Source organism: Citrobacter sp. Ce006 (assembly GCF_030336535.1).
In the GTDB taxonomy this organism is placed as follows: Bacteria; Pseudomonadota; Gammaproteobacteria; order Enterobacterales; family Enterobacteriaceae; genus Citrobacter; species Citrobacter europaeus.
Map to the genome: position 1 here is coordinate 261,180 of NZ_JAOWDO010000054.1, position 22,461 is coordinate 283,640.

Here is a 22,461-nt window from a genome sequence, read left to right on the forward strand (position 1 = left end):
CATTTGTGATTTGTAGGCCGGATAAGACGTTTACGTCGCCTCCGGCATTAACGCCGTGTTATTGCCGGATGGCGGTGCGAGCACCTTATCCGGCCTACAGGCATTACCCGGCAGCCGCGTACAGGTCGATAATCTGTGCCTGCGTGGCGGTGCGTGGGTTACTGCGAATACAAATATCCTCCAGCGCGGCGTGAGCCCATGCGCTGTAATGCTCGGGTTTTGCTCCCACGTCTGAGAGTCGTTTGGTTTGGCCCACTTCGCTAATCAGCTCGCTGACAGCGTTGATGGCATCGCGATCGTCCGACTTCTTGTTGGTTAACGCCCGTCCGATATGGCTGAAGCGCTCACGACACACCAGGCGGTTGAACCCCATTACCGTCGGCAGCAGCATGGCGTTAGCCTGTCCATGCGGGATGTGCAGCGCAGCGCCCGGCTGGTGCGCCATCGCGTGACACAGACCCAGCCCCGCACTGGAAAACGCCATCCCGGCCATACAGGAAGCCAGCAGCATACTTTCCCGCGCCGCCAGATCCTGACCGTAGCCGACGGCCTTCGGCAGCGATTTACCGATCATCGCAATCGCGCCAATCGCCAGGCTGTCGGTAAACGGCGTCGCGTTCAGAGCGCTATACGCTTCAACAGCGTGCGTCAGCGCATCGATCCCGGTCATCGCCGTGACGTGTGCGGGCACACCTTCCGTCAGCGCGGCGTCAAGGATCGCCACATCCGGCATCAGTGTTGCGTGGGCCAGCACTTGTTTGAGTCCAGTCGCGGCGTCGATAATCACCGTGACGTTAGTGGTTTCTGAGCCCGTTCCGGCGGTAGTCGGTACGGCAATCAGCGGCAGACGTGGGCGTAACGTGCTGCGCTCGTCCATGTCAGCCAGCGTCTGGGTGGGGTTGGTCACCAGCAACGCCACTGCCTTTGCGGCATCCAGTACGGAACCGCCGCCGAAGGCCACAACGCCATCGCACTTCGATTCACGCAATTGCGCGACCGCCGCGCAGACGTCCGTAATGCACGGTTCACCCACCGGACATGGCCACAGCGTCATCGCCACGCCCTTCATCGCCAGACTACGCTCCAGTGCGGCGGTCATCCCTGCCTGATGCAGGAAGCTGTCAACCATGACGAACATATGCGTCAGTCCGCGCGTTTGTGCTTCCTGTCCGCAGGTACTGAGCGCTCCCAGTCCACATAACGTAACCGGTGGAACGCTAAACGTTTTTACGCGTTGCAGATTCAGGGTATCGAATGCCTGAAAGAGCGCGGTCTGCAATTCAGCTTGCATAGATTCCTTCCGCTTTTTCTTTTCCGCTATTTGCAATCGCCAGCGGGGTCATAAACAGGCTGTGCTGGGGTAAATGCACCTGCAGTTCCGGGAAACGCTTACGAAACAGTTCATCAACGCCCGGCTGCATACAGGAGCCACCGGCCAACCACAAGTCAGCGATGCCCTGTCCTGCTATATGGTGAGCCACGATCTCCGCCATCTTTTCGTAGACCGGCTTAACCACTGGCCAGATTTCTTTGCCGTTGCTGCGCTTGTACTGCTCGGCTTCCTCCAACTGGATGCGGCGGTTCCCGGCCAGCGTCAGAGAAATATGGTGCCCACCGGTCGCTTCATCGGCGGAATAAGCCACTTTGCCCTGCTTCACAATGGCTATCCCGGTGGTGCCGCCACCGATATCCACCACGCCAGCGTTATCGAGCTGCAACAGATCCGCCACGGCGGTCGGTTCGTCGAGTACATGACTTACTTCAAGCCCGGCAGACTCCAGCACGTTGATCGAAATTCGCGGGTCCGTTCCCGGTGGAAACGAGGTTGCCGCATGGGTAAAGCGGCAACCCAGCTGTTGTTCGAGCGTATCGAGATGGCGACGAACGATGGTCACCGCACCGAAGAAATCCCAGACGATGCCATCGCGCACGACATCGGCCCAGTCCAGGCAAACCGCAACCGGCTGCCCGTCGCTGTCGACAACCATCGACACCACATCACACGTTCCCAAATCCACGCCCAGCCACAGCGGTGAATCGCTCGCAGCAGGCGTCTGGTTACATAGCGTTGCCGCTTTGAGCAGCCTGGGTGTCAGCCAACGTTGTTCGTCGTGCGCCATCTCTTTTACTCCTTATACAATTCTGAAGGCGTCCACCAACACGCAGCGACGCAGACGCACAAACGTACGCGCGCTGGTCACACCTTCCCCGGTTGGCGTGGTAATGGTCATCGTGGTCCAGCCTTCGCCGCCGAGCCCAAGACCGGCAATACACGGTCCGTTCTTGACGAAAATGCTGGTATCAATGGCGTTTGCCATACGGTTCATGTTGTCGATATTGCGCGAGTGCATCGCCGCCGTATGGTGGCAGCCGCCTTCAAGCTTGACCGCCAGTTCGATGGCTTCATCAACGTTGGCGACTCGCACAACCGGCAGAACCGGCATCATCAGTTCGGTGACGGCAAACGGATGCGTCTCTGAGGTTTCGACGAATAACAGTCGGGTTTGATCCGGTACGTTCAGACCAATCGCCGCAGCGATTTTTCCTGCATCGCGGCCTACCCAGTCACGACTGACCGTGCCTTTACCGCGCTCATCGATATTTTTCAGCAGTACCGGCTGCAACTGGTCGGCCTGAGCCGCAGTCAGTTTCACCGCATGCTGGCTTTCCATCAGACGCATCAGTTCATCAGCGACGCTATCGACCACGATCAGCACTTTTTCGTCGGCGCAGATGATGTTGTTGTCAAACGAAGCGCCTTTAACGATCGACTGCGCCGCGCGCGCCAGGTCGGCCGTTTCATCAACCACCACCGGCGGATTACCTGCGCCGGCGGCAATCAGACGTTTATTGGTGTGCTTACGCGCGGCATCCACTACGGCTTCACCGCCGGTCACGACCAGCAGGCCGATACCTGGGTACTTAAACAGACGTTGGGCGGTTTCGATATCCGGGTTGGCAACGGTAACCAGCAGGTTTGCCGGACCGCCTGCGGCAACCACCGCCTGGTTAAGCAGAGTGATAGCGCGCTGAGAGACTTTTTTCGCCGCCGGATGCGGTGCGAAGACCACGCTGTTGCCAGCGGCAATCAGGCTGATGGCATTGTTAATGACGGTAGCGGCCGGGTTGGTGGACGGCGTCACCGAGGCCACCACGCCCCACGGCGCATTTTCAATCAGCGTCAGGCCGTTATCGCCGGTCAGGACCTGTGGAGACAGGCATTCCACCCCCGGCGTGCCGCGCGCCTGCGCCACGTTTTTGGCAAATTTATCTTCAACGCGTCCCATGCCGGTTTCTGTGACGGCAAGTTCCGCTAATTCTCTGGCGTGCTTTTCGCCCGCCTCACGTAGAGCCGTGATAGCCAGTTGGCGCATGGCAACGCTTTTCAGCCCCTGCTGGGCCAGTTTTGCTGCCGCCACTGCGTCATCCAGGGAGGCAAAAACGCCCATTTCTTGAACGGCACTGACCGGTTGGCTGCTGTCTTTCATTTTCAGCAGCACCGCTTTCACTACCTGTTCAATATCCTGTTGATTCATGATTTTCTGCCTTATTTATGGAAGATCACCTGACCACCTGCCACCACTTCATCGACAATGCCAATCACGCACAGATCGACAGGTGATGATTCATTCCGGTGCGCCTGACGGGCTGAGCTTCCGCTGACCAGCAGCACCCACTCTCCGGTTCCCGCCCCGATGCTGTCGATCGCAACAGCACATTGCCCGTCGGGATTTCCCTGGGCGTCAATCATTTCCACCATCAGCAACTTGTCGTGCGCGAGCCCCTGATGGCGTACGGTACAAACAATTTGTCCTGTGACGATTGCCAGTTTCATACGCGCCTCCGTGGCATATTTCAGGTAAAACCTCCCCCTACCCTCCGCAGAAGGTAATGTGAAAAGGAGAGAGGGTGACGCCAGCAATGAAGTCTGTGGCGTCACATGGACGACTTACATGTCGTTGCTGTCGCCTTTAAAGCTGATCGGGAACACTTCTTCCAGATCGCCGTGCGGACGCGGGATCACGTGTACGGAAACCAGCTCACCGATACGCTGTGCAGCTGCAGCACCAGCATCCGTTGCCGCTTTACATGCCGCTACGTCGCCACGGACCATGGCAGTGACCAGACCGCCACCAATCTGCTTCACGCCAACCAGTTTCACGCGTGCCGCTTTAACCATTGCGTCAGAAGCCTCAATCAGTGCAACCAGGCCCCGGGTTTCAATCATTCCTAATGCTTCCATTGTGTTTTCCTCTCATTAAGGGGTCCAGAACGGGACCTATACATACACTTCATCCTTCACACAGCCTCTTTGTTGGCTGCGTTTGCTCACCTCAGTCACTTACTTAAGTAAGCTCCTGAGGTTCCCGCACTTGCCGCCTCGACGCTGCGCGAATGATTTTGTGTATTAACCAGTGTGTGCGAGGCGTTTTCACGACTCACGTCAGTCTGGCGCGGCACTGCTGCCACCAACGCCAGTTCGATAATTTCCTGTACGCTACAGCCGCGAGAAAGGTCATGAAGCGGTGCGGCCAGCCCTTGAATCAACGGACCAACTGCGCGATACCCTCCCAGACGCTGAGCGATTTTGTAGCCAATATTGCCTGCCTCCAGCGACGGGAAGACCATCACATTGGCATTGCCCTTTAACGGACTGGCGGGCGCTTTTTGCGCGGCGACCTCCGGAACAAAGGCGGCATCAAATTGCAGTTCCCCATCCACGATAAGCTGTGGAGCACGCTCACAGACGATCTCGGTCGCCTGCTGTACGTTAGCGACGTTGGGATGGCGAGCGCTGCCATTACTTGAAAACGACAGCATGGCCACGCGCGGCTCTTCACCTGTGATCGCCTGCCATGTCTGCGCGCTGGCAATCGCAATATCCGCAAGCTGTGCGGCGGTGGGCTGCGGCACGACGCTGCAATCGGCAAACCCTAATGACGGCCCGAGGTACTGCGGCAGCATCAGGAAGATTGACGACAGCGTTTTACAGCCCGGTTGTAGCCCAATAATGCGTAACCCGGCGCGCAGCACGTTTGCCGTCGATGACAGATTGCCCGCAATACAAACGTCTGCTTTGCCCGCGCTGACCATTGCCGCGGCGAACATCAGCGGATCGTTGAGTTTTTCCAGCGCATCCGCAGGCGTTTTATCTCCCGCGCGGGCCAGCCAGCGCAGCGCAAATTCTTCGCGCATTGGCAGGTTGCTTTGCGGATCGATAACCTGAATGCCATCCATTGCCACCCGATGACTGAGGGCAAACTGACGCAGCGCAAACGGGCTGGCGACGAGAATGGGATGTGCCAGACCATGCTGGTGCAGGTAATTAGCAGCCTTCAGCACCCGAACATCCAGCGCATCCGGGAACACCACCCGTGCAGGTGAGCGCTGGGCGAGTTGACGAGCACGTTCAATGATCATGGCTTCTCCCCCAGTCGCTGTTGAATTTGGCTAACCGTTAGCGGATGCTTCGCCACGCTCAGAATCATCATCACGTAGACCGTACTGGAAAGGCGGTTGAGCGCCTGCATGATGTCCGGTCGCATAACTTCAAAACTACGAGTGATGAAAACCTGGGCCGCCACCGTCTCCGTTTCTCGGACTTTGGTACGCAGCAGATTAAGCAACGCGCAATCACGTCCGTGGCTGGCCTCAGGCACCAGATGGTCGTGGTCCAGATAGCGCAGCGGCTGATGCGAAAGCCGGTGTAAATCTTCGTCACTTAAACCGACGATAGCTTGTGCTGCCAGCGGCTCATCCATAGCGTCGGCGCGCATAATGTTGCCCAGGCGCGAACGGATATCCGCCAGCCACGGCTGCCACGGTTGCGCCAGCTCTATCTGCAACCACACGGCCAGCGCGATGGTGCTGTCCAGCGCGGCGCGAAATCCCAGGCGCGGATCGCTTTTGGCGACCATCTTGTCCGCCGTCAGATGCGTCAGCGTGTCTGGTTTCTTCACCACCGGTTGATGACACAGTTCGCAACTGGCCTGCGGATGCGTATCGCTGCTGGTTAAGCCATGCACCGGCTGAGGCTGCTGTTCTTCGTCATCAATAAACAAGCTACCCTGCTCGTCAATAAACTTAATGCGCAGATGTCGGCTTTCCAGTAATTCCCGGGCAGACGGCGTCAGGCGAGCGTCAGCGGGGAGATGAATTTCAGCCCCTTCGCTGAGCGTATGATTCGCTCTGAGCCATGCTTCGGTAATGAAATCCTTCATACATCCGCCTTAGCAGGACTGCCAGTTCGCAGGCCAGGCCACATACAGAAACTTCACCGTTGATGGCGTGCCAAATTCGATGCTGGAACCTTTCGGGATAAACATCACATCCCCGGCTTTAGCAATCATAGTTTCGCCTTCGTGACGAACGTGCAGCTCGCCTTCCAGAATCATGTCGATTTCGTCGTAGTTCAGCGTCCATGGGAAAAAAGCGTTATCCCACTGCATGAACCCGGCTGCCATACTGCTACCATCCTGGTCGGTCACCAGGTCGGTTAAACCTACGCAGTGCGGCTGTGCGCCGTCAAAACGACCAAACTTCACGCTGCTGCCGTCGATGACTTTGACACCGCCTTTGCCGGTTACCGAGTTAAAGCTCGGCTGCATTCCGCCTTGCTCCAGCGACTGTTTCTCCTTCATGACTTTGTCCATCAGTTGGGCGACCAGGCTTTCGGTAAACTGCCCTTCCGGTAACTGCGCTATGATGGTTTCGCGAATACGTTGGCTTTCCGTTTTGCCATCATCCACCGCCGCCGGTGCAGCAGCGGCTGCAGTTGGCGCGGATTCATCGCATTCGCTGATGGTGACGCCCAGCAGCTCCGCAACTTCGCGCGCCTCCGGGGTGATGATGCTGGCGCGCAGAACAACCGACATTTCCTGTTCGCCGCGTGCGTGGGCCGCACGAATATCGTTAGCTGTGATGAGTTTTTTCACCTGCCCTTTCCTCCTTTTGGCTGAGCTCAGTCAGATAATCCACCAGGTGCTGCACGCTGCGCGGGTCATGGCTATTGAGCTCAAAAATCGGCTCCTGAAACCCCATCCCGCGAAGTAGTTGTCGCGTTGCGGCGACGTCGGCATCCGGCATGTCCGTTTTGCTGATAACGGCGATTTGTCGTTTACTGGCGCCGATATCCAACAGCCCGGCAGGTAAGCGACTTTCTTTATCATTTGCCGCGTGTATATAAATCAACGTATCGACATCCTGCAGCGTGGTAATTAAGGCGTGATACCAGCGCGGATGGCTGAAATATTCCCCTGGCGTGTCGATATCGCCATTTTCATTAAACTCCACGGCCTGAGTTTTTCTGGCGAGGGAATAATTCCCCTGTAGCGCATTAAAGAGCGTTGTTTTCCCCGCCCCCACCGTACCGACAAACGCAATACGTTTCATCGCCGCCTCTGATTAACTTTTTGTCAGATTGCACAAAGTGAAATTTAATAACCGACCCAGACCGCTTACCGTCTGTAATAACGCTTCCTCTACCGCGCCTACTGAGCCGTAGATAACCAGCGCACCGCTGAATCTATCGAGAAAGCCGATATGTACATCTGCCGCCTTCATGGCTAAATCACCGGCAATCATCGCGGTTTCACCTGGCGTCAGCGTCATGATGCCGATGGCACCCGCTTCGGGAACGCCGATCTTTTTCGCCAGTTCTTCGCCGGGGTGCGCAATGAGATGCGCCAGCGTGACCTGTTTCCCCGGCACAAATTCCTGAATAATGCGTTCTTTTTCCATTGCTCACCGCCTCCTCTAAAACTGCCCTCATCGTGGCAATTTTTTGTCAGAGTAAATAACAAAATTCGGCAACCAGGTTTAAAAGGTGAAGTGGATCACTAAGAAAGGGAAAATAAAAAGGCGCGAGAGAAACCCGCGCCAGAAATAAATTAAAGTGAAATTACAGCGGCTGCGTTTGGGCTTCTACGACCGCCAGCGCCACCATATTAACGATACGACGAACAGAGGCGATCGGCGTTAATACGTGAACCGGTTTCGCAACCCCCATCAGCACGGGGCCAACCGTAACGCCTTCAGAACTGGAAACGCGTAGTAAGTTGTAACTAATACGGGCAGCTTCCATATTCGGCATCACCAGAATATTCGCTGAGCCTTTCAGCGGACTGTCCGGCATACGGTCATTACGGATGCTTTCCACCAGCGCGGCGTCGCCGTGCATTTCGCCGTCAATCATCAACTCTGGCGCACGCGCCTTAATCAGCTCCAGCGCATCGCGCATTTTGCTGGCCGATGGACAGTCAGATGAACCAAAGTTGGAGTGGGACAGCAGCGCCACCCTCGGTTCGATACCAAAGCGACGTACGGTTTCTGCCGCCATCACGGCGATTTCAGCCAGTTGCTCCGGCGTAGGGTCATCGTTGACGTAGGTATCGGCGATAAAGGTGTTACCGCTTGGCAGCAGCAAGGCGTTCATCGCCCCGGCAGTATGCACGCCATCGCGATGACCAAACACCTCTTTCACCACGCTGAAGTGTTCATGGTAGTCGCCAATCGTACCGCAGATCATCGCATCCGCTTCGCCGCGCTGCACCATGATCGCGCCGATCACCGTAGTATTGGCAATCACCGCGCGCTGCGCCTGCTCCTGGGTAATCCCACGGCGTTTCATAATCTGATAGTACTCGCTCCAGTACTCTTTGAAGCGCGGATCGGACTCGTTGTTGACGATTTCAAAATCGACGCCCGCTTTGATCTGCAAACCCAGTTTCTGGATACGCATTTCGATAACGCTCGGACGACCGATCAGGATCGGCTTCGCCAGACCTAACGTGATCAGCTCCTGGGTGGCATGCAGCACACGCGCCTCTTCCCCTTCCGTCAGCACCACGCGCTTCGGCGCTTTGCGTGCCAGGGAGAAAATCGGCTTCATAAACAAGTTGGTTTTGTAGACGAATTCGCTCAGCTTATCGATGTACGCATCAAAGTCGGCAATCGGACGCGTTGCCACACCGGAGTCCATCGCAGCCTTCGCCACCGCAGGGGCTATTTTGACGATCAGACGCGGGTCGAAAGGTTTCGGAATGATGTATTCCGGGCCGAAGCTCAGGTCCTGATCGCCATAAGCAGAGGCCACCACTTCGCTCTGTTCGGCGTGCGCCAACTCAGCAATGGCATGTACCGCAGCCAGTTTCATCTCTTCGTTGATGGCGGTAGCGCCGACATCCAGCGCGCCGCGGAAGATGAACGGGAAGCACAGGACGTTGTTAACCTGGTTCGGGTAGTCAGAACGACCGGTGCAAATGATGGCGTCGGAACGCACCTCTTTTGCCAGCGGCGGCAGGATTTCCGGTTCCGGGTTGGCGAGCGCCAGGATCATTGGCGCACGCGCCATCTTCTTAACCATTTCCTGGGTCAGCACTTTCGGACCGGAGCAACCGAGGAAAATATCTGCGCCGTCAATCACATCATCCAGCGTACGCTTACCGTCATCTACCACCGCATAAGCCGCTTTGGTTTCCGCCATGTTCGGTTCGCGGTCTTTGTAAATCACGCCTTTGGAGTCGCAGACCACAATATTGTGCTTCTGCATCCCGAGCGCCACCAGCAGATTCATACAGGCAATCGCCGCTGCGCCTGCGCCAGACACCACCATGCGCACGTCAGAGATATTTTTCTCAACCACCCGCAGACCGTTCAGAATAGCGGCAGTACTGATGATTGCCGTACCGTGTTGATCATCGTGGAAGACCGGAATATTCATGCGCTCGCGCAGTTTTTGCTCAATGTAGAAGCACTCCGGGGCTTTAATATCTTCGAGGTTAATGCCGCCAAACGTGGGTTCCAGGGCCGCAACCACATTGATAAATTTATCCGGATCGAGTTCATCCACTTCGATGTCGAAAACATCAATCCCGGCGAATTTCTTAAACAGAACGCCTTTGCCTTCCATTACCGGCTTACCGGCCAGCGCGCCAATGTTGCCGAGGCCCAGCACCGCTGTACCGTTGGAAATAACCGCAACCAGGTTGCCGCGCGCGGTATATTTGTAGGCGGCCAGCGGGTCTTTCTCAATTTCCAGACACGGTGCAGCCACGCCCGGCGAGTAGGCCAGCGCCAGATCGCGCTGCGTTGCCAGAGGCTTGGTCGGAGAAACCTGGATTTTACCGGGTACCGGAAACTCGTGGAAATCGAGGGCGCTTTGTTTTAACTGGTCATCCATCTTGTTGTTCCTTTCACGTATCTATCAAAAAAAGTGGCGCGGGTAACCATTCTACTGAGCCGCACATTATCACCCCAGTCAACGGCACAAACTTTGAAGGTCCCCAAACTCTCACCATTCAAAGAAAGAATTTGTTATCAATTTATAACAGCCATGTTACCTGCTTAATCCAGCAATACCATGCTTGTCTGCTATGCTTTTTGCTGACAACGCCCGCAATTTTCCCAAAAGTGTGAATCACAACACGCATCTAACACTTTACTTTTCAAGGAGTATTTCCTATGACCCGTAAAGAGCTTGCCAATGCCATTCGTGCGCTAAGTATGGATGCCGTCCAAAAAGCTAACTCCGGCCACCCTGGAGCACCAATGGGGATGGCCGATATCGCTGAAGTGCTATGGAACGATTTTCTGCGCCATAACCCGACCGATCCTACCTGGTACGATCGTGACCGGTTTATTTTGTCCAATGGCCACGCCTCAATGCTGCTTTACAGCCTGCTGCATCTTTCCGGCTATGACCTGCCGCTCGACGAGTTAAAGAATTTCCGCCAGCTCCATTCGAAGACGCCAGGACACCCGGAAATTGGCTACACGCCGGGAGTGGAAACCACCACCGGCCCGCTGGGCCAGGGTTTAGCCAACGCAGTCGGGATGGCAATTGCCGAACGCACGCTGGCAGCGCAGTTTAACCAGCCGGATCATGAAATTGTCAGCCATTTTACCTACGTATTCATGGGCGATGGCTGTCTGATGGAGGGCATTTCTCACGAAGCGTGCTCGCTGGCGGGCACCCTGGGACTGGGTAAACTCATTGGCTTTTACGATCACAACGGCATCTCGATTGATGGCGAAACCGACGGCTGGTTTACCGACGATACCGCGAAACGCTTTGAGGCCTATCACTGGCATGTGGTGCATGAGATTGACGGTCATGACCCTGAGGCGGTGAAAAAAGCGATTCAGGAAGCGCAGTCTGTTACCGATAAGCCGTCGCTGATTATCTGCCGCACGGTAATTGGTTTTGGTTCACCGAACAAAGCCGGGAAAGAGGAAGCGCACGGCGCAGCGCTGGGCGAAGAAGAAGTGGCGCTGACCCGGCAGAAGCTGGGATGGCATCATCCTGCTTTTGAAATCCCCAAAGAGATTTACCGGGCGTGGGACGCACGCGAGAAAGGCGAAAAAGCGCAACAGGGCTGGAATGAGAAATTCGCGGGGTATCGACAAGCGCATCCGGAGCTAGCGGCAGAGTTTACCCGCCGGATGAGCGGCGGACTGCCGAAGGAGTGGGAAGCAACAACGCAGAAATATATTACCGAGCTGCAGGCCAATCCGGCCAAAATCGCCACCCGTAAGGCCTCGCAAAATACCCTTAACGCCTACGGGCCGATACTACCTGAGCTGCTTGGCGGCTCTGCGGATCTGGCGCCCAGCAATCTGACTATCTGGAAAGGCTCCACTTCTCTTAAAGAGGATCATGCAGGAAATTACATTCACTACGGCGTGCGGGAATTTGGCATGACCGCGATTGCCAACGGTATCGCACACCACGGGGGCTTCGTACCGTACACCGCAACGTTCCTGATGTTTGTTGAATACGCCCGTAATGCTGCGCGCATGGCGGCGCTGATGAAAGCCCGACAAATTATGGTTTATACCCACGACTCGATTGGTCTGGGGGAAGATGGTCCTACGCACCAGGCCGTTGAACAGCTCGCCAGCCTGCGTCTGACGCCTAATTTCAGCACCTGGCGGCCGTGCGATCAGGTTGAGGCGGCGGTAGGCTGGAAGCTGGCGGTCGAACGCCATGACGGGCCAACGGCGCTGATCCTCTCGAGGCAGAATCTGGCGCAGGTTGAACGCACGCCTGAGCAGGTACAGCAAATTGCCCGCGGTGGCTATGTGCTGAAGGATGGCGGTGGTAAGCCGGATGTTATTCTCATTGCTACCGGTTCAGAAATGGAAATCACGCTGCTGGCGGCGGAAAAACTGACCGGCGAAGGTCGTAACGTGCGGGTGGTTTCTCTGCCCTCAACCGATATCTTCGACGCCCAGGATGAGGCGTACCGGGAGTCGGTCTTGCCGGCAAACGTCAGCGCGCGCGTGGCGGTAGAGGCTGGCATTGCCGACTACTGGTACAAATATGTTGGACTGAAAGGGGCGATTGTCGGCATGACGGGTTATGGGGAGTCAGCACCGGCGGACAAGTTGTTCCCATTCTTCGGCTTTACGGTGGATAACATCGTCGACAAAGCGCACAAAGTGCTTAACGCGTGATCCACAGCGTGGGCCAGGCATCTGGCCCATGCCAGTTATCACAGCTAGGCTCCTGGGCGTAGCGCACCAGGCGAAACCGCTGTCCATCATAGCGCCAGCGGGTCTGGATACCGCAATCTGCCATCCCTCGTCCTTTGGCGAGGGTTACCAGCTCCCGCGACTTCTCGTCAAACGTGGCGTTGGTCAACTCCATATCGCGACTTTCCGCATCCGTTTTAAAAGGCAGGCTCAGGCGTACCGCGCGTGAAGTCATAGGGTTAGTGCGTGAAACCACCCACGCCAGATCGATGGTGTTATACGCCCCGGCCTCACAGCCAATCATCAGCAGCGCTTTATCATCCGTCAGGGCCGTAACGCGCATCTCGCGCCGCAGCGGATCGATCGAGCAGCGAATACCGTTGATCCGCCAGTTACCGTAGTCCAGCAGTTCACTGCGCTCCTGCTGTGTGAGAGGCGTTGGCGTTGGATTAATGACCGCCACGCCTTTCAGTGCGGGAGCCGGAGGAACGCTGAGCGGAGGCTCGTCGCCTTTTTCGATCCATGCGGTTTCGCTACCGACCCGTTTTTGTTGGGCGTCGATAAACAGCAGCGCGGCTTTTAGCCCATCCAGTGACAGGGTTTGCGACCCTTTTTGCAGGGTTATCGCCTTCGCGTCCTGTACGGTTTGTAAAAAGGCGCTGATGGTCGCCGGATCGTCGGTCATCAGTTGCCGGGGAGTAATACGCCAGTGTTCGCCGCGAAGCGAGAGCGGCGCGCCATCCAGGAGCAGACGCGGCGCAATATCGCTCTCTTTGACAGTGGATGTTTCCAACCCACCCAGTTCAATACGCAACACGGCGTCGGTATGCGCCCCGGCGCTGCGGCTTAAGGTCATGACCAGGCCGTGATGTTCACCGGTATTGCGCGCCACGCAAAAGTTTTGGTTATTGCACGTTACCTGCCAGTCAGAAAACGCTTGCTGAGCGGGTGCAGCCCACAGCAAACGGACGGGTAGCAACCCGAGCAGGAAAAGCAAAATAACGCGATAGCGCATGGACGGTACAACCCCGAAGTCAAAACACACAGCCTAAGCGGTATCTTCCTTGCGCGACTGATGTGGCTCAATAAGAATCGTCGGATTGGCCGAAAATTTGTAAAGAAATATAAATCCCGTGCATTAATCCATGAGATGCGACGACTGCAAATAGTTCAGTAAAAGCACCGTTTTACCGTCACGGATCTCACCCGTTTTAATCATTTCCAGCGCCTGTGCGAACGGCAGCTCCAGAACCTCAATATCTTCATCTTCCACACCGCCGCCGGCGTTTGCCCGCTGACTGTCGCTGTATTGCGCGATAAAGAAATGGATCAGCTCCGTTACGCCGCCCGGCGACATGTAGAGTTCGAACAGTTTACGCACTTCACCCACTTCATAGCCGGTCTCTTCAATCGCCTCTTTACGAATACACGCTTCCGGTTCGTCGTTATCCAGTAGCCCGGCGCAGGTTTCAATCAGTTGACCATCTTCGTTACCGTTGACCCAGGTGGCGACACGAAACTGGCGGATTAACACCACTGTTTTCTTCTCCGGGTTATACAGCAGGATAGTAGCGCCGTTACCGCGATCGTAAACCTCGCGCTTATGACGAATCACCTCCCCAGTGCTACGGGTCAGGTCATAGGTGATATTGCGCAGGATGAAGTAGTTATCGGAGAGGACTTTATCTTTGATGAGGGTAATTTTTTGCGACATACCGGCTCCACAGCAAGAAGTGAGAAATAATACTACGCCGTGAAACCGGGTTTGTCTTGGAACAATGTAGGCCTGATAAGCAAAGCGCCATCAGGCATGCATGCGGCACATTGCCGGATGGCAACGCTAACGCGTTTTATCCGGCCTACTCGCCGATTAATGAGATTTGACTGATTTTACGCCCAGCCAGTCGACTATCCCCTGGGCAGCATGCCGTCCTTCCGCCATGGCCGTCACCACCAGGTCCGCACCGCGTACCGCGTCGCCACCGGCAAAGATTTTCGGATTACTGGTTTGATATCGGTATGCGCTTTCAACATCGGCAGCAATGCGCCCCCAGTTATCGACCTTAACGCCATGCGACTCCAGCCACGGCATGCCGTGCGGGTGAAAGCCAAACGCCATGATCACCGCATCTGCGGGCATGACAAACTCACTCCCGGCGATGGGAACCGGGCGTCGGCGGCCCTGCGCATCCGGCTCGCCAAGCTGTGTACGTAAAAAACGCACGCCGCTGACTCGCCCATCGGCATGCAACACCAGCTCAACCGGCTGGACGTTAAACTCGAAGTTTGCTCCTTCTTCCCGAGCGTTCTTCACCTCTTTTTTCGAACCGGGCATATTGGCTTCATCACGACGATAGGCGCAGGTCACCTGGCTTGCGCCATGGCGCAGTGCGGTACGCACGCAGTCCATTGCCGTATCGCCTCCGCCCAGTACAACCACGTTTAGTCCGGCGGTGTCGATATACGGCTCGTCAGGCAGCTCTTCCAGCCCCATCACCTGCTTAGTGTTGGCGATCAGGAACGGCAGCGCATCATATACGCCAGGCGCGTCTTCATTCGGCAGATCCGCCTTCATGGAACGATAGGTTCCTACGCCCACGAACACGGCATCGTAATCCTCCAGCAGCGTTTCAAGCGCGACATCCTTACCTACTTCACAGTTCAGTTCGAAATGAATACCCATGGCGCTGAAGATTTCACGACGGCGCGCCAGCAGCGATTTGTCCAGCTTGAAGGCCGGAATGCCGAACGTCAGCAAACCGCCGATTTCAGGATGGCGATCGTACACGGTGGCGCTGATACCGCTGCGCGCCAGCACATCGGCGCAGGCCAGACCCGCCGGGCCTGCGCCGATGATAGCAACCCGCTTGTCCACTTTCTGCACGTGGCTTAAGTCCGGTCGCCATCCTTTGCTCAGGGCACGATCGGAGATGTAACGCTCAATATTACCGATAGTCACCGCGCCCTGTTCGCTACGTACCGTGCATGCTCCTTCGCAAAGCCGGTCCTGTGGACACACGCGCCCGGTCACTTCCGGCAGGCAGTTAGTCTGGTGAGAAAGCTCAACCGCCGCATCGATGTTCCCGGCTTTGACCAGTTCAATCCACTGAGGAATATGGTTATGCAGTGGGCAGGTCCATTCGCAAATACTGTGGTCGCCGCATTTCAGGCAGCGGGATGCTTCCCGTTCCGCCTGCGCCGTACGAAACGGCAAATAGATCTCTTCAAAGCTGGTTTTACGGGCCTCAATCGCCAGCTTATCCGGCTCGCCCCGCGCAGGCGTCGCCTGCATTTGCTCACGTTTGGTGATGACATGTGGAACAAAATCGGTAGCGCTGGCATGCCATGGCTGGCTTTCCAGACTGGCGGTACGCAGCCTGCGCGCTTTTGACAGGCCGGTAAGCGAATTTTCCGTCACCAGCTGTAACGCCTGTGCCGGACAGTTCTCGACGCAGGCAGGTCCCTGTTCGCGTCCCTGACACAAATCACATTTGTGCGCGGTGGCTTTCACCTTCCCTTTGGCTACGGGAGTGAGTACGATCTGCATCGTGCCGAAAGGACAGGCTACAACGCATGATTTACAGCCAATGCACTTTTGCGGATTCACCTGCACGCTGTCGTTATCATGGCTGATTGCCCCGTTCGGGCAACTTCTGGCGCAGGGCGCATCTTCACAGTGGTGGCAGGTCACTGCGCTACGCTGCTGCTGATGTTTAATGACGGTAATTCGGGGCTGGAAATGCCTCTGGCTCAGGACATGCTGCTCGTCGTTGTGAGCCATGACGCAGGCGACCTCACAGGCATGGCATCCCAGGCACTGCTGGCTATTGACCATAATAAAACGATTCATGGCTTCCTTCTTTTTTGGTTGCAAAAACCTTATTCTTTATAAGAGTGTTATTAACCGACACGGAAGGAAGCGGCAATGTTCATTTGCCCAAGAAGCACAACTATTTATCCAGAACCTGTGGCAGATCAATTTATTTCATCGCATATGAAATTGTGTTTCAGTTACCATCCAGTTTCATGGCGTTTTATTAACATTTATCAAATACACCGCATCGTTCAGGCTGTTTTAAGGCGCGACGTGTATTGTGTGAGGATGCACAAGTGACGGTAAAGCGTCCGGTCTCGGCCAGTCTGGCTAAAGCTTTTTTCTACATCGTGCTGTTGTCGATTCTCTCAACGGGTATTGCGTTGCTCACGCTGACCAGCAGCTTGCGCGATGCCGAAGCCATCAACGTTGCTGGCTCATTGCGCATGCAAAGTTATCGTCTGGGTTACGATCTACAAAGCCAAAGCCCACAGCTCAACGCTCACCGCCAGCTTTTTCAGCAGGCGCTAAACTCACCGGCGCTTCAGAACCTGAACGCGTGGTATGTGCCACAAGCGGTAAAAATCCGCTATGGACGTCTGCATGCTAACTGGCTGGAAATGAACGCCCGTCTGATTGATGGCGATTTAAAATGGTACCAGGCCAACATCAACAACTACGTCGATCAAATCGATCTCTTCGTGCTGGCGCTGCAGCATTATGCCGAACGCAAAGTGATGCTGGTTTTTGGAATTTCACTGGCGGGCGGGATCGGCATATTCACCCTCGTCTTCTTTACTTTGCGGCGAATTCGCCAGCAGGTGGTGCGTCCGCTGAATAAGCTGGTGATGGCCAGCCAGCACATCGAACACGGGCAGTTTGATATCCCGCCGCTGGATACCGGTTTGCCCAACGAACTTGGGTTGCTGGGTAAAACCTTTAGCCAGATGTCGAGTGAATTACATAAACTGTACCGCTCGCTGGAAGCTTCGGTCGCTGAGAAAACCCACGATCTCCACGAAGCCAACCGCCGTCTGGAGGTGTTGTATCAGTGTTCCCAGGCATTAAATACCAGTCAGATTGACGTACACTGTTTCCGCCATATTTTACAGATTGTCCGCGAGCATGACGCCGCGTATTTCCTGGAACTCACCGTCGGCGATAACTGGCGGATTAGCGAAGGGACTAAAAGTCCCGAGTTACCAATGCAGATCCTGCCAGTCACCATGCAGGAAACCGTTTACGGGGAACTGCACTGGCAAAGTCCCAACGTCAACGCTTCCACTCCGCTGCTCAACAGCGTCTCCTCAATGCTGGGACGCGGGTTGTACTTCAACCAGGCGCAAAAACATTTCCAGCAGTTGTTGTTAATGGAGGAGCGGGCGACGATTGCACGCGAGCTGCACGACTCGCTGGCGCAGGTGCTCTCTTATTTACGTATTCAGCTCACGCTGTTGAAGCGCTCGATTCCAGAGGATAACGCCCCGGCGCAAAGCATTATGGCGGATTTCTCCCAGGCGCTGAACGATGCCTACCGCCAGTTGCGCGAACTGCTCACCACCTTCCGCCTGACTTTACAGCAGGCCGATCTTCCCTCCGCCCTGCATGAAATGCTGGAAACGCTGCAAAATCAGACCTCGGCTAAACTGACACTGGATTGCCGATTGCCGACGCTGGCGCTGGACGCGCAAATGCAGGTGCATCTGCTGCAGATCGTCCGTGAAGCGGTGTTGAACGCGATTAAGCATGCCAACGCAACCGAAATTGCCGTCAGTTGCGTAACAGCACCCGATGGTAATCATACGGTTTATATCCGCGATAACGGCATCGGCATTGGCGAGCCGCATGAGCCTACGGGGCACTATGGGTTAAATATTATGCGCGAGCGGGCGGAAAGGCTGAGCGGCACGCTGACCTTCTCTCAACCCTCCGGAGGGGGTACGCTGGTGAGTATCAGTTTTCGTTCGGCAGAATCCGACGGTGAACTAACGTAAAGAACCGCAAAGTGCCGTCGGGGCTGGATCCAGGCCTGACGGCGTTGGCACAAAAGGTATGCTGTAAACGGGCATGATAATTTACATTATCTTCTTTTTTTCTCCACGTTTGACCCGTACCTTGCCGCTAAAGTGAAGCAAGTCATACCCATAACGATACGCAGAAACACGAGGTCCCCTTTTAATGGCGAATTTTTTCATCGATCGCCCCATTTTTGCCTGGGTGTTAGCTATCCTGTTGTGCCTGACAGGAGCCCTGGCTATTTTTTCGCTGCCCGTTGAGCAATATCCCGATCTGGCGCCGCCAAACGTGCGGATAACCGCGAACTACCCTGGCGCATCCGCACAAACGCTGGAAAACACCGTCACCCAGGTTATCGAGCAGAACATGACCGGTCTCGATAATCTGATGTATATGTCATCGCAGAGCAGTGGGACAGGCCAGGCATCGGTTACGCTGAGCTTCGTCGCCGGAACCGATCCTGACGAGGCCGTCCAGCAGGTGCAAAACCAGCTACAGTCGGCAATGCGTAAGCTTCCGCAGGCGGTACAGGATCAGGGGGTCACGGTGCGTAAGACCGGGGACACCAATATTCTGACCATCGCCTTCGTCTCCACCGATGGTTCAATGGATAAGCAGGACATCGCTGACTACGTCGCCAGTAATATCCAGGATCCGCTCAGCCGTATAAACGGCGTGGGCGATATTGATGCTTACGGTTCACAATATTCCATGCGAATCTGGCTCGACCCGGCCAAACTTAACAGCTTTCAAATGACCGCCAAAGATGTGACCGACGCTATCGAGTCACAGAATGCGCAGATTGCCGTCGGACAGCTTGGCGGTACACCTTCGGTGGACAAGCAGGCGCTAAATGCAACAATCAACGCCCAGTCGTTGCTGCAGACTCCGGATGAATTCCGCGCGATTACGCTACGCGTCAACCAGGATGGCTCAGAAGTTAAACTGGGCGATGTGGCGACGGTCGAAATGGGCGCGGAAAAGTATGACTACCTCAGCCGCTTCAACGGCAACCCGGCTTCCGGTCTGGGGGTAAAACTGGCCTCCGGCGCTAATGAAATGGCAACGGCGGAGCTGGTTATCGACCGCCTGAACGAGCTTTCGCAGTATTTTCCGCACGGGCTGGAGTACAAGGTAGCGTATGAAACCACCTCCTTTGTCAAAGCCTCAATTATCGACGTGGTGAAAACGCTGCTGGAAGCGATCGCGCTGGTATTCCTCGTGATGTACCTGTTCCTGCAAAACTTCCGCGCCACGCTGATTCCTACCATCGCCGTTCCCGTGGTCCTGATGGGCACCTTCTCGGTGCTTTACGCCTTTGGCTACAGCGTTAACACCCTGACGATGTTTGCAATGGTGCTGGCGATCGGTCTGCTGGTCGATGACGCCATTGTGGTGGTGGAAAACGTCGAGCGTATAATGAGCGAGGAAGGCCTTTCGCCGCGGGAAGCGACGCGGAAATCGATGGGTCAAATCCAGGGCGCGCTGGTCGGTATCGCGATGGTACTGTCGGCGGTGTTTATCCCAATGGCCTTCTTCGGCGGCACCACCGGGGCTATTTACCGCCAGTTCTCGATAACCATCGTCTCCGCGATGGTGCTGTCTGTTCTGGTGGCGATGATCCTCACCCCTGCCCTGTGCGCCACCCTGCTCAAACCGCTGCATAAGGGCGAACATCACGGGCAAACCGGTTTCTTTGGCTGGTTTAACCGCATGTTTAATCGCAACGCCGAACGCTATGAAAAAGGCGTCGCCAGGATCCTGCACCGCAGCCTGCGCTGGATACTGATCTACGGCCTGCTGCTTGGCGGTATGGTTTTCCTGTTTCTGCGCCTGCCAACCTCCTTCCTGCCCCTGGAAGACCGCGGCATGTTTACAACCTCGGTGCAGTTGCCCAGCGGCTCCACGCAGCAACAAACATTGAAAGTGGTTGAGGAGGTGGAGAAGTATTACTTCACCCATGAGAAAGACAACATTACGTCAGTCTTTTCCACGGTCGGCTCCGGCCCTGGCGGGAACGGTCAAAACGTGGCACGTATGTTTGTCCGCTTAAAAGACTGGGATGAGCGCGACACCACGACCGGAACCTCTTTCGCCATCATTGAACGTGCGACCAAAGCCTTTAACAAGATTAAAGAAGCCCGCGTCTTCGCCAGCAGCCCTCCAGCTATCAGCGGCCTCGGAAGCTCTGCCGGTTTCGATATGGAGCTGCAGGATCACGCCGGTGCGGGCCATGATGCGTTAATGGCCGCGCGAGACAAGCTTATCGAACTGGCCGGGAAAGACGCCTCCCTGACCCGCGTTCGTCATAATGGTCTGGACGACAGCCCGCAGTTGCAAATTGATATCGATCAGCGCAAAGCCCAGGCACTGGGCGTTTCCATTGATGATATCAACGACACATTGCAAACGGCCTGGGGCTCCAGCTACGTCAATGACTTTATGGACCGGGGGCGCGTGAAGAAGGTTTACGTGCAGGCGGCGGCAAAATATCGCATGCTTCCGGACGACATCAACCTGTGGTATGTCCGCAACAATAGCGGCGGCATGGTGCCTTTCTCGGCCTTTGCCACGTCGCGCTGGGAAACGGGTTCACCGCGTCTGGAACGCTATAACGGCTACTCTGCCGTCGAGATTGTCGGCGAAGCCGCGCCGGGCGTCAGTACCGGTACGGCAATGGACATAATGGAATCGCTGGTGCGCCAGTTACCGACCGGATTCGGCCTCGAATGGACTGCGATGTCCTATCAGGAACGGCTGTCGGGTTCTCAGGCTCCCGCCCTGTACGCCATTTCTCTGTTGGTGGTATTCCTGTGTCTGGCGGCTCTGTACGAAAGCTGGTCGGTTCCCTTCTCCGTCATGCTGGTGGTGCCGCTGGGGGTCATTGGCGCGCTGCTCGCCACCTGGATGCGCGGCCTGGAAAACGACGTGTACTTCCAGGTCGGGTTACTCACCGTTATCGGCCTTTCGGCGAAGAACGCGATATTGATTGTTGAATTCGCCAATGAAATGAACGAGAAAGGACACGACTTGCTCGACGCCACCCTGCATGCCTGTCGCCAACGCTTACGACCAATTCTGATGACGTCGCTGGCGTTTATCTTTGGGGTGCTGCCGATGACCATCAGCAGTGGCGCAGGTTCCGGTGGTCAACATGCGGTGGGGACGGGCGTAATGGGCGGGATGATTTCAGCCACTATCCTGGCGATTTACTTCGTTCCTCTGTTCTTTGTGCTGGTGCGCAGACGCTTCCCGTTGAAGCCACGCCCAGAATAATCGGACACAAAAAAGGCGACTTACGTTGAGTCGCCTTTTTTTATCCTTTGCAGGATATGAATTTCTTCCAGAAAATTATTTACGAAGCATCACTTCGATAAAGTCTTTCCAGTTCCCCAGTTCACGTTCAATCATAACAACCTCTCTTATTATTATGGGCATTCTACGAAATCATCATCTTTAAAAGAAGGCAATTTAACCGATGGTTGTGATTACTTCCTCCAGTGCTGGGGTATATGTAATCACTATGCGCTAAACCCATAAATTTTATGTGACTTACTGCAATATTTTGAAATATTCATACATCATCTACTACTTTGTCAATTCTGATGGAAAAACAGGCTGATGCAAACAGGCAAATTCTGATTTTCAGTTTCCCGCGAGTTTTGGAACTTTCAGGAATCATTATTCACCATTCAACAACAATGTTATATTTTTCTATAACGATTCGATGACAATATGTATTATTCATAGTTATAGAATACGAGAATAAATATTCAATTTATGTCAATAAGGATTCAAATGATTACCCTCTACGGCATTAAGAATTGCGACACGATTAAAAAGGCCAGACGCTGGCTCGAAGACAATGGGGTCGAATACCGCTTTCATGATTATCGCGTCGACGGCCTGGACAATGCGCTATTGCACTCTTTTATTAGCGAATTAGGCTGGGAGCCATTGCTCAATACGCGTGGAACCACCTGGCGTAAACTGGATGAAGCCACACGCAGTAAAATCACAGATGCCTCCTCTGCCGCCGCGTTGATGATTGAAATGCCAGCAATTATCAAACGCCCATTGCTCTGCGCGCCGGGTAAGCCTATGCTGCTTGGTTTCAGTGAATCCAGTTATACTCTGTTTTTTAATGAGGTGTAGTC

Annotated in this window: 18 protein-coding genes and 1 pseudogene; 4 read left to right on the top strand and 15 right to left on the bottom strand. The window is 55.2% G+C overall.

The window, feature by feature from the left end:
• Positions 1-103: 103 nt before the first annotated feature.
• The 11 genes and pseudogenes from eutG to maeB all read right to left on the bottom strand — a co-directional run bounded on the left by eutG (position 104) and on the right by maeB (position 10,180).
• Complete coding sequence (gene eutG, locus OGV94_RS02850) at positions 104-1,291, bottom strand: ethanolamine utilization ethanol dehydrogenase EutG (RefSeq protein ID WP_043017150.1); 1,188 nt, start codon at positions 1,289-1,291, stop codon at positions 104-106.
• A complete protein-coding gene (gene eutJ / locus OGV94_RS02855; protein ID WP_286522548.1) occupies positions 1,281-2,120 on the bottom strand; it encodes an ethanolamine utilization protein EutJ in 840 nt (279 codons plus the stop codon). The genes eutG and eutJ overlap by 11 nt, the downstream gene beginning before the upstream one ends.
• A gap of 12 nt (positions 2,121-2,132) precedes the next feature.
• Positions 2,133-3,536, bottom strand: coding sequence for an aldehyde dehydrogenase family protein (locus OGV94_RS02860; RefSeq protein ID WP_181634436.1), 1,404 nt, complete (start codon positions 3,534-3,536; stop codon positions 2,133-2,135).
• 11 nt (positions 3,537-3,547) lie between these two features.
• Complete coding sequence (eutN, locus tag OGV94_RS02865; RefSeq protein WP_003038011.1) at positions 3,548-3,835, bottom strand: ethanolamine utilization microcompartment protein EutN; 288 nt, start codon at positions 3,833-3,835, stop codon at positions 3,548-3,550.
• Positions 3,836-3,949: 114 nt separating this feature from the next.
• Positions 3,950-4,243 (bottom strand): ethanolamine utilization microcompartment protein EutM, encoded by a 294-nt coding sequence (gene eutM / locus OGV94_RS02870; protein ID WP_003835054.1) that lies wholly within the window; start codon positions 4,241-4,243, stop codon positions 3,950-3,952.
• A gap of 167 nt (positions 4,244-4,410) precedes the next feature.
• Positions 4,411-5,421, bottom strand: a pseudogene (gene pta, locus OGV94_RS02875) (phosphate acetyltransferase); the annotation flags it as partial.
• Positions 5,418-6,221: an ethanolamine utilization cob(I)yrinic acid a,c-diamide adenosyltransferase EutT gene (gene eutT, locus OGV94_RS02880; RefSeq protein ID WP_043017153.1), complete on the bottom strand. Its 804-nt coding sequence runs from the start codon at positions 6,219-6,221 to the stop codon at positions 5,418-5,420. The pseudogene pta and the gene eutT, both read right to left, overlap by 4 nt.
• A gap of 9 nt (positions 6,222-6,230) precedes the next feature.
• The gene (eutQ, locus tag OGV94_RS02885; RefSeq protein ID WP_043017154.1) at positions 6,231-6,935 is read right to left on the bottom strand and encodes an ethanolamine utilization acetate kinase EutQ; all 705 of its coding nucleotides are present in this window, start codon (positions 6,933-6,935) and stop codon (positions 6,231-6,233) included.
• Positions 6,913-7,392 (bottom strand): ethanolamine utilization acetate kinase EutP, encoded by a 480-nt coding sequence (eutP, locus tag OGV94_RS02890; RefSeq protein WP_003037998.1) that lies wholly within the window; start codon positions 7,390-7,392, stop codon positions 6,913-6,915. The genes eutQ and eutP overlap by 23 nt, the downstream gene beginning before the upstream one ends.
• A 12-nt stretch (positions 7,393-7,404) precedes the next feature.
• Positions 7,405-7,740, bottom strand: a complete 336-nt coding sequence (gene eutS, locus OGV94_RS02895; protein ID WP_003037995.1) for an ethanolamine utilization microcompartment protein EutS — start codon at positions 7,738-7,740, stop codon at positions 7,405-7,407.
• 160 nt (positions 7,741-7,900) lie between these two features.
• On the bottom strand, positions 7,901-10,180 hold the full coding sequence (gene maeB / locus OGV94_RS02900; RefSeq protein ID WP_043017155.1) for an NADP-dependent oxaloacetate-decarboxylating malate dehydrogenase: 2,280 nt from the start codon (positions 10,178-10,180) through the stop codon (positions 7,901-7,903).
• 281 nt (positions 10,181-10,461) lie between these two features.
• Between maeB and tkt the strand changes: the two genes are divergently transcribed.
• Entirely contained in the window at positions 10,462-12,456 is a 1,995-nt protein-coding gene (tkt, locus tag OGV94_RS02905; RefSeq protein ID WP_047409594.1) for a transketolase, read from the top strand.
• On the opposite strand, the gene OGV94_RS02910 is transcribed toward tkt, so the two are convergent.
• The 3 genes from OGV94_RS02910 to aegA all read right to left on the bottom strand — a co-directional run bounded on the left by OGV94_RS02910 (position 12,446) and on the right by aegA (position 16,324).
• A complete protein-coding gene (locus OGV94_RS02910) occupies positions 12,446-13,489 on the bottom strand; it encodes a DUF1176 domain-containing protein (RefSeq protein WP_043017965.1) in 1,044 nt (347 codons plus the stop codon). The genes tkt and OGV94_RS02910 overlap by 11 nt on opposite strands.
• A 123-nt stretch (positions 13,490-13,612) precedes the next feature.
• Complete coding sequence (gene nudK / locus OGV94_RS02915) at positions 13,613-14,188, bottom strand: GDP-mannose pyrophosphatase NudK (protein ID WP_213733281.1); 576 nt, start codon at positions 14,186-14,188, stop codon at positions 13,613-13,615.
• Between the two features lie 156 nt (positions 14,189-14,344).
• Positions 14,345-16,324, bottom strand: a complete 1,980-nt coding sequence (gene aegA / locus OGV94_RS02920) for a formate-dependent uric acid utilization protein AegA (RefSeq protein ID WP_047409593.1) — start codon at positions 16,322-16,324, stop codon at positions 14,345-14,347.
• 260 nt (positions 16,325-16,584) lie between these two features.
• Here aegA and narQ point away from each other — a divergent pair, with 260 nt between their 5' ends.
• Together narQ and acrD are read left to right on the top strand one after the other, a co-directional pair.
• On the top strand, positions 16,585-18,282 hold the full coding sequence (gene narQ / locus OGV94_RS02925; RefSeq protein WP_043017159.1) for a nitrate/nitrite two-component system sensor histidine kinase NarQ: 1,698 nt from the start codon (positions 16,585-16,587) through the stop codon (positions 18,280-18,282).
• A gap of 184 nt (positions 18,283-18,466) precedes the next feature.
• The gene (acrD, locus tag OGV94_RS02930; protein ID WP_043017160.1) at positions 18,467-21,580 is read left to right on the top strand and encodes a multidrug efflux RND transporter permease AcrD; all 3,114 of its coding nucleotides are present in this window, start codon (positions 18,467-18,469) and stop codon (positions 21,578-21,580) included.
• 75 nt (positions 21,581-21,655) lie between these two features.
• Here acrD and ypfM read toward each other — a convergent pair whose 3' ends face one another.
• Complete coding sequence (gene ypfM / locus OGV94_RS02935; protein WP_001386977.1) at positions 21,656-21,715, bottom strand: protein YpfM; 60 nt, start codon at positions 21,713-21,715, stop codon at positions 21,656-21,658.
• Between the two features lie 387 nt (positions 21,716-22,102).
• On the opposite strand from ypfM, the gene OGV94_RS02940 reads away from it, so the two are divergent.
• Positions 22,103-22,459, top strand: a complete 357-nt coding sequence (locus OGV94_RS02940; protein ID WP_047409584.1) for an ArsC family reductase — start codon at positions 22,103-22,105, stop codon at positions 22,457-22,459.
• The last annotated feature ends 2 nt before the right edge of the window (positions 22,460-22,461 follow it).

Bases quoted from the DNA above. Each gene is read 5' to 3' on its own strand.
- eutS (WP_003037995.1), bottom strand. From the start codon at position 7,740: ATGGAAAAAGAACGCATTATTCAGGAATTTGTGCCGGGGAAACAGGTC.
- OGV94_RS02940 (WP_047409584.1), top strand. From the start codon at position 22,103: ATGATTACCCTCTACGGCATTAAGAATTGCGACACGATTAAAAAGGCC.
- eutP (WP_003037998.1), bottom strand. From the start codon at position 7,392: ATGAAACGTATTGCGTTTGTCGGTACGGTGGGGGCGGGGAAAACAACG.
- OGV94_RS02860 (WP_181634436.1), bottom strand. From the start codon at position 3,536: ATGAATCAACAGGATATTGAACAGGTAGTGAAAGCGGTGCTGCTGAAA.
- tkt (WP_047409594.1), top strand. From the start codon at position 10,462: ATGACCCGTAAAGAGCTTGCCAATGCCATTCGTGCGCTAAGTATGGAT.
- eutG (WP_043017150.1), bottom strand. From the start codon at position 1,291: ATGCAAGCTGAATTGCAGACCGCGCTCTTTCAGGCATTCGATACCCTG.
- acrD (WP_043017160.1), top strand. From the start codon at position 18,467: ATGGCGAATTTTTTCATCGATCGCCCCATTTTTGCCTGGGTGTTAGCT.
- aegA (WP_047409593.1), bottom strand. From the start codon at position 16,324: ATGAATCGTTTTATTATGGTCAATAGCCAGCAGTGCCTGGGATGCCAT.
- eutN (WP_003038011.1), bottom strand. From the start codon at position 3,835: ATGAAACTGGCAATCGTCACAGGACAAATTGTTTGTACCGTACGCCAT.
- maeB (WP_043017155.1), bottom strand. From the start codon at position 10,180: ATGGATGACCAGTTAAAACAAAGCGCCCTCGATTTCCACGAGTTTCCG.
- eutT (WP_043017153.1), bottom strand. From the start codon at position 6,221: ATGAAGGATTTCATTACCGAAGCATGGCTCAGAGCGAATCATACGCTC.
- OGV94_RS02910 (WP_043017965.1), bottom strand. From the start codon at position 13,489: ATGCGCTATCGCGTTATTTTGCTTTTCCTGCTCGGGTTGCTACCCGTC.
- eutJ (WP_286522548.1), bottom strand. From the start codon at position 2,120: ATGGCGCACGACGAACAACGTTGGCTGACACCCAGGCTGCTCAAAGCG.
- nudK (WP_213733281.1), bottom strand. From the start codon at position 14,188: ATGTCGCAAAAAATTACCCTCATCAAAGATAAAGTCCTCTCCGATAAC.
- eutM (WP_003835054.1), bottom strand. From the start codon at position 4,243: ATGGAAGCATTAGGAATGATTGAAACCCGGGGCCTGGTTGCACTGATT.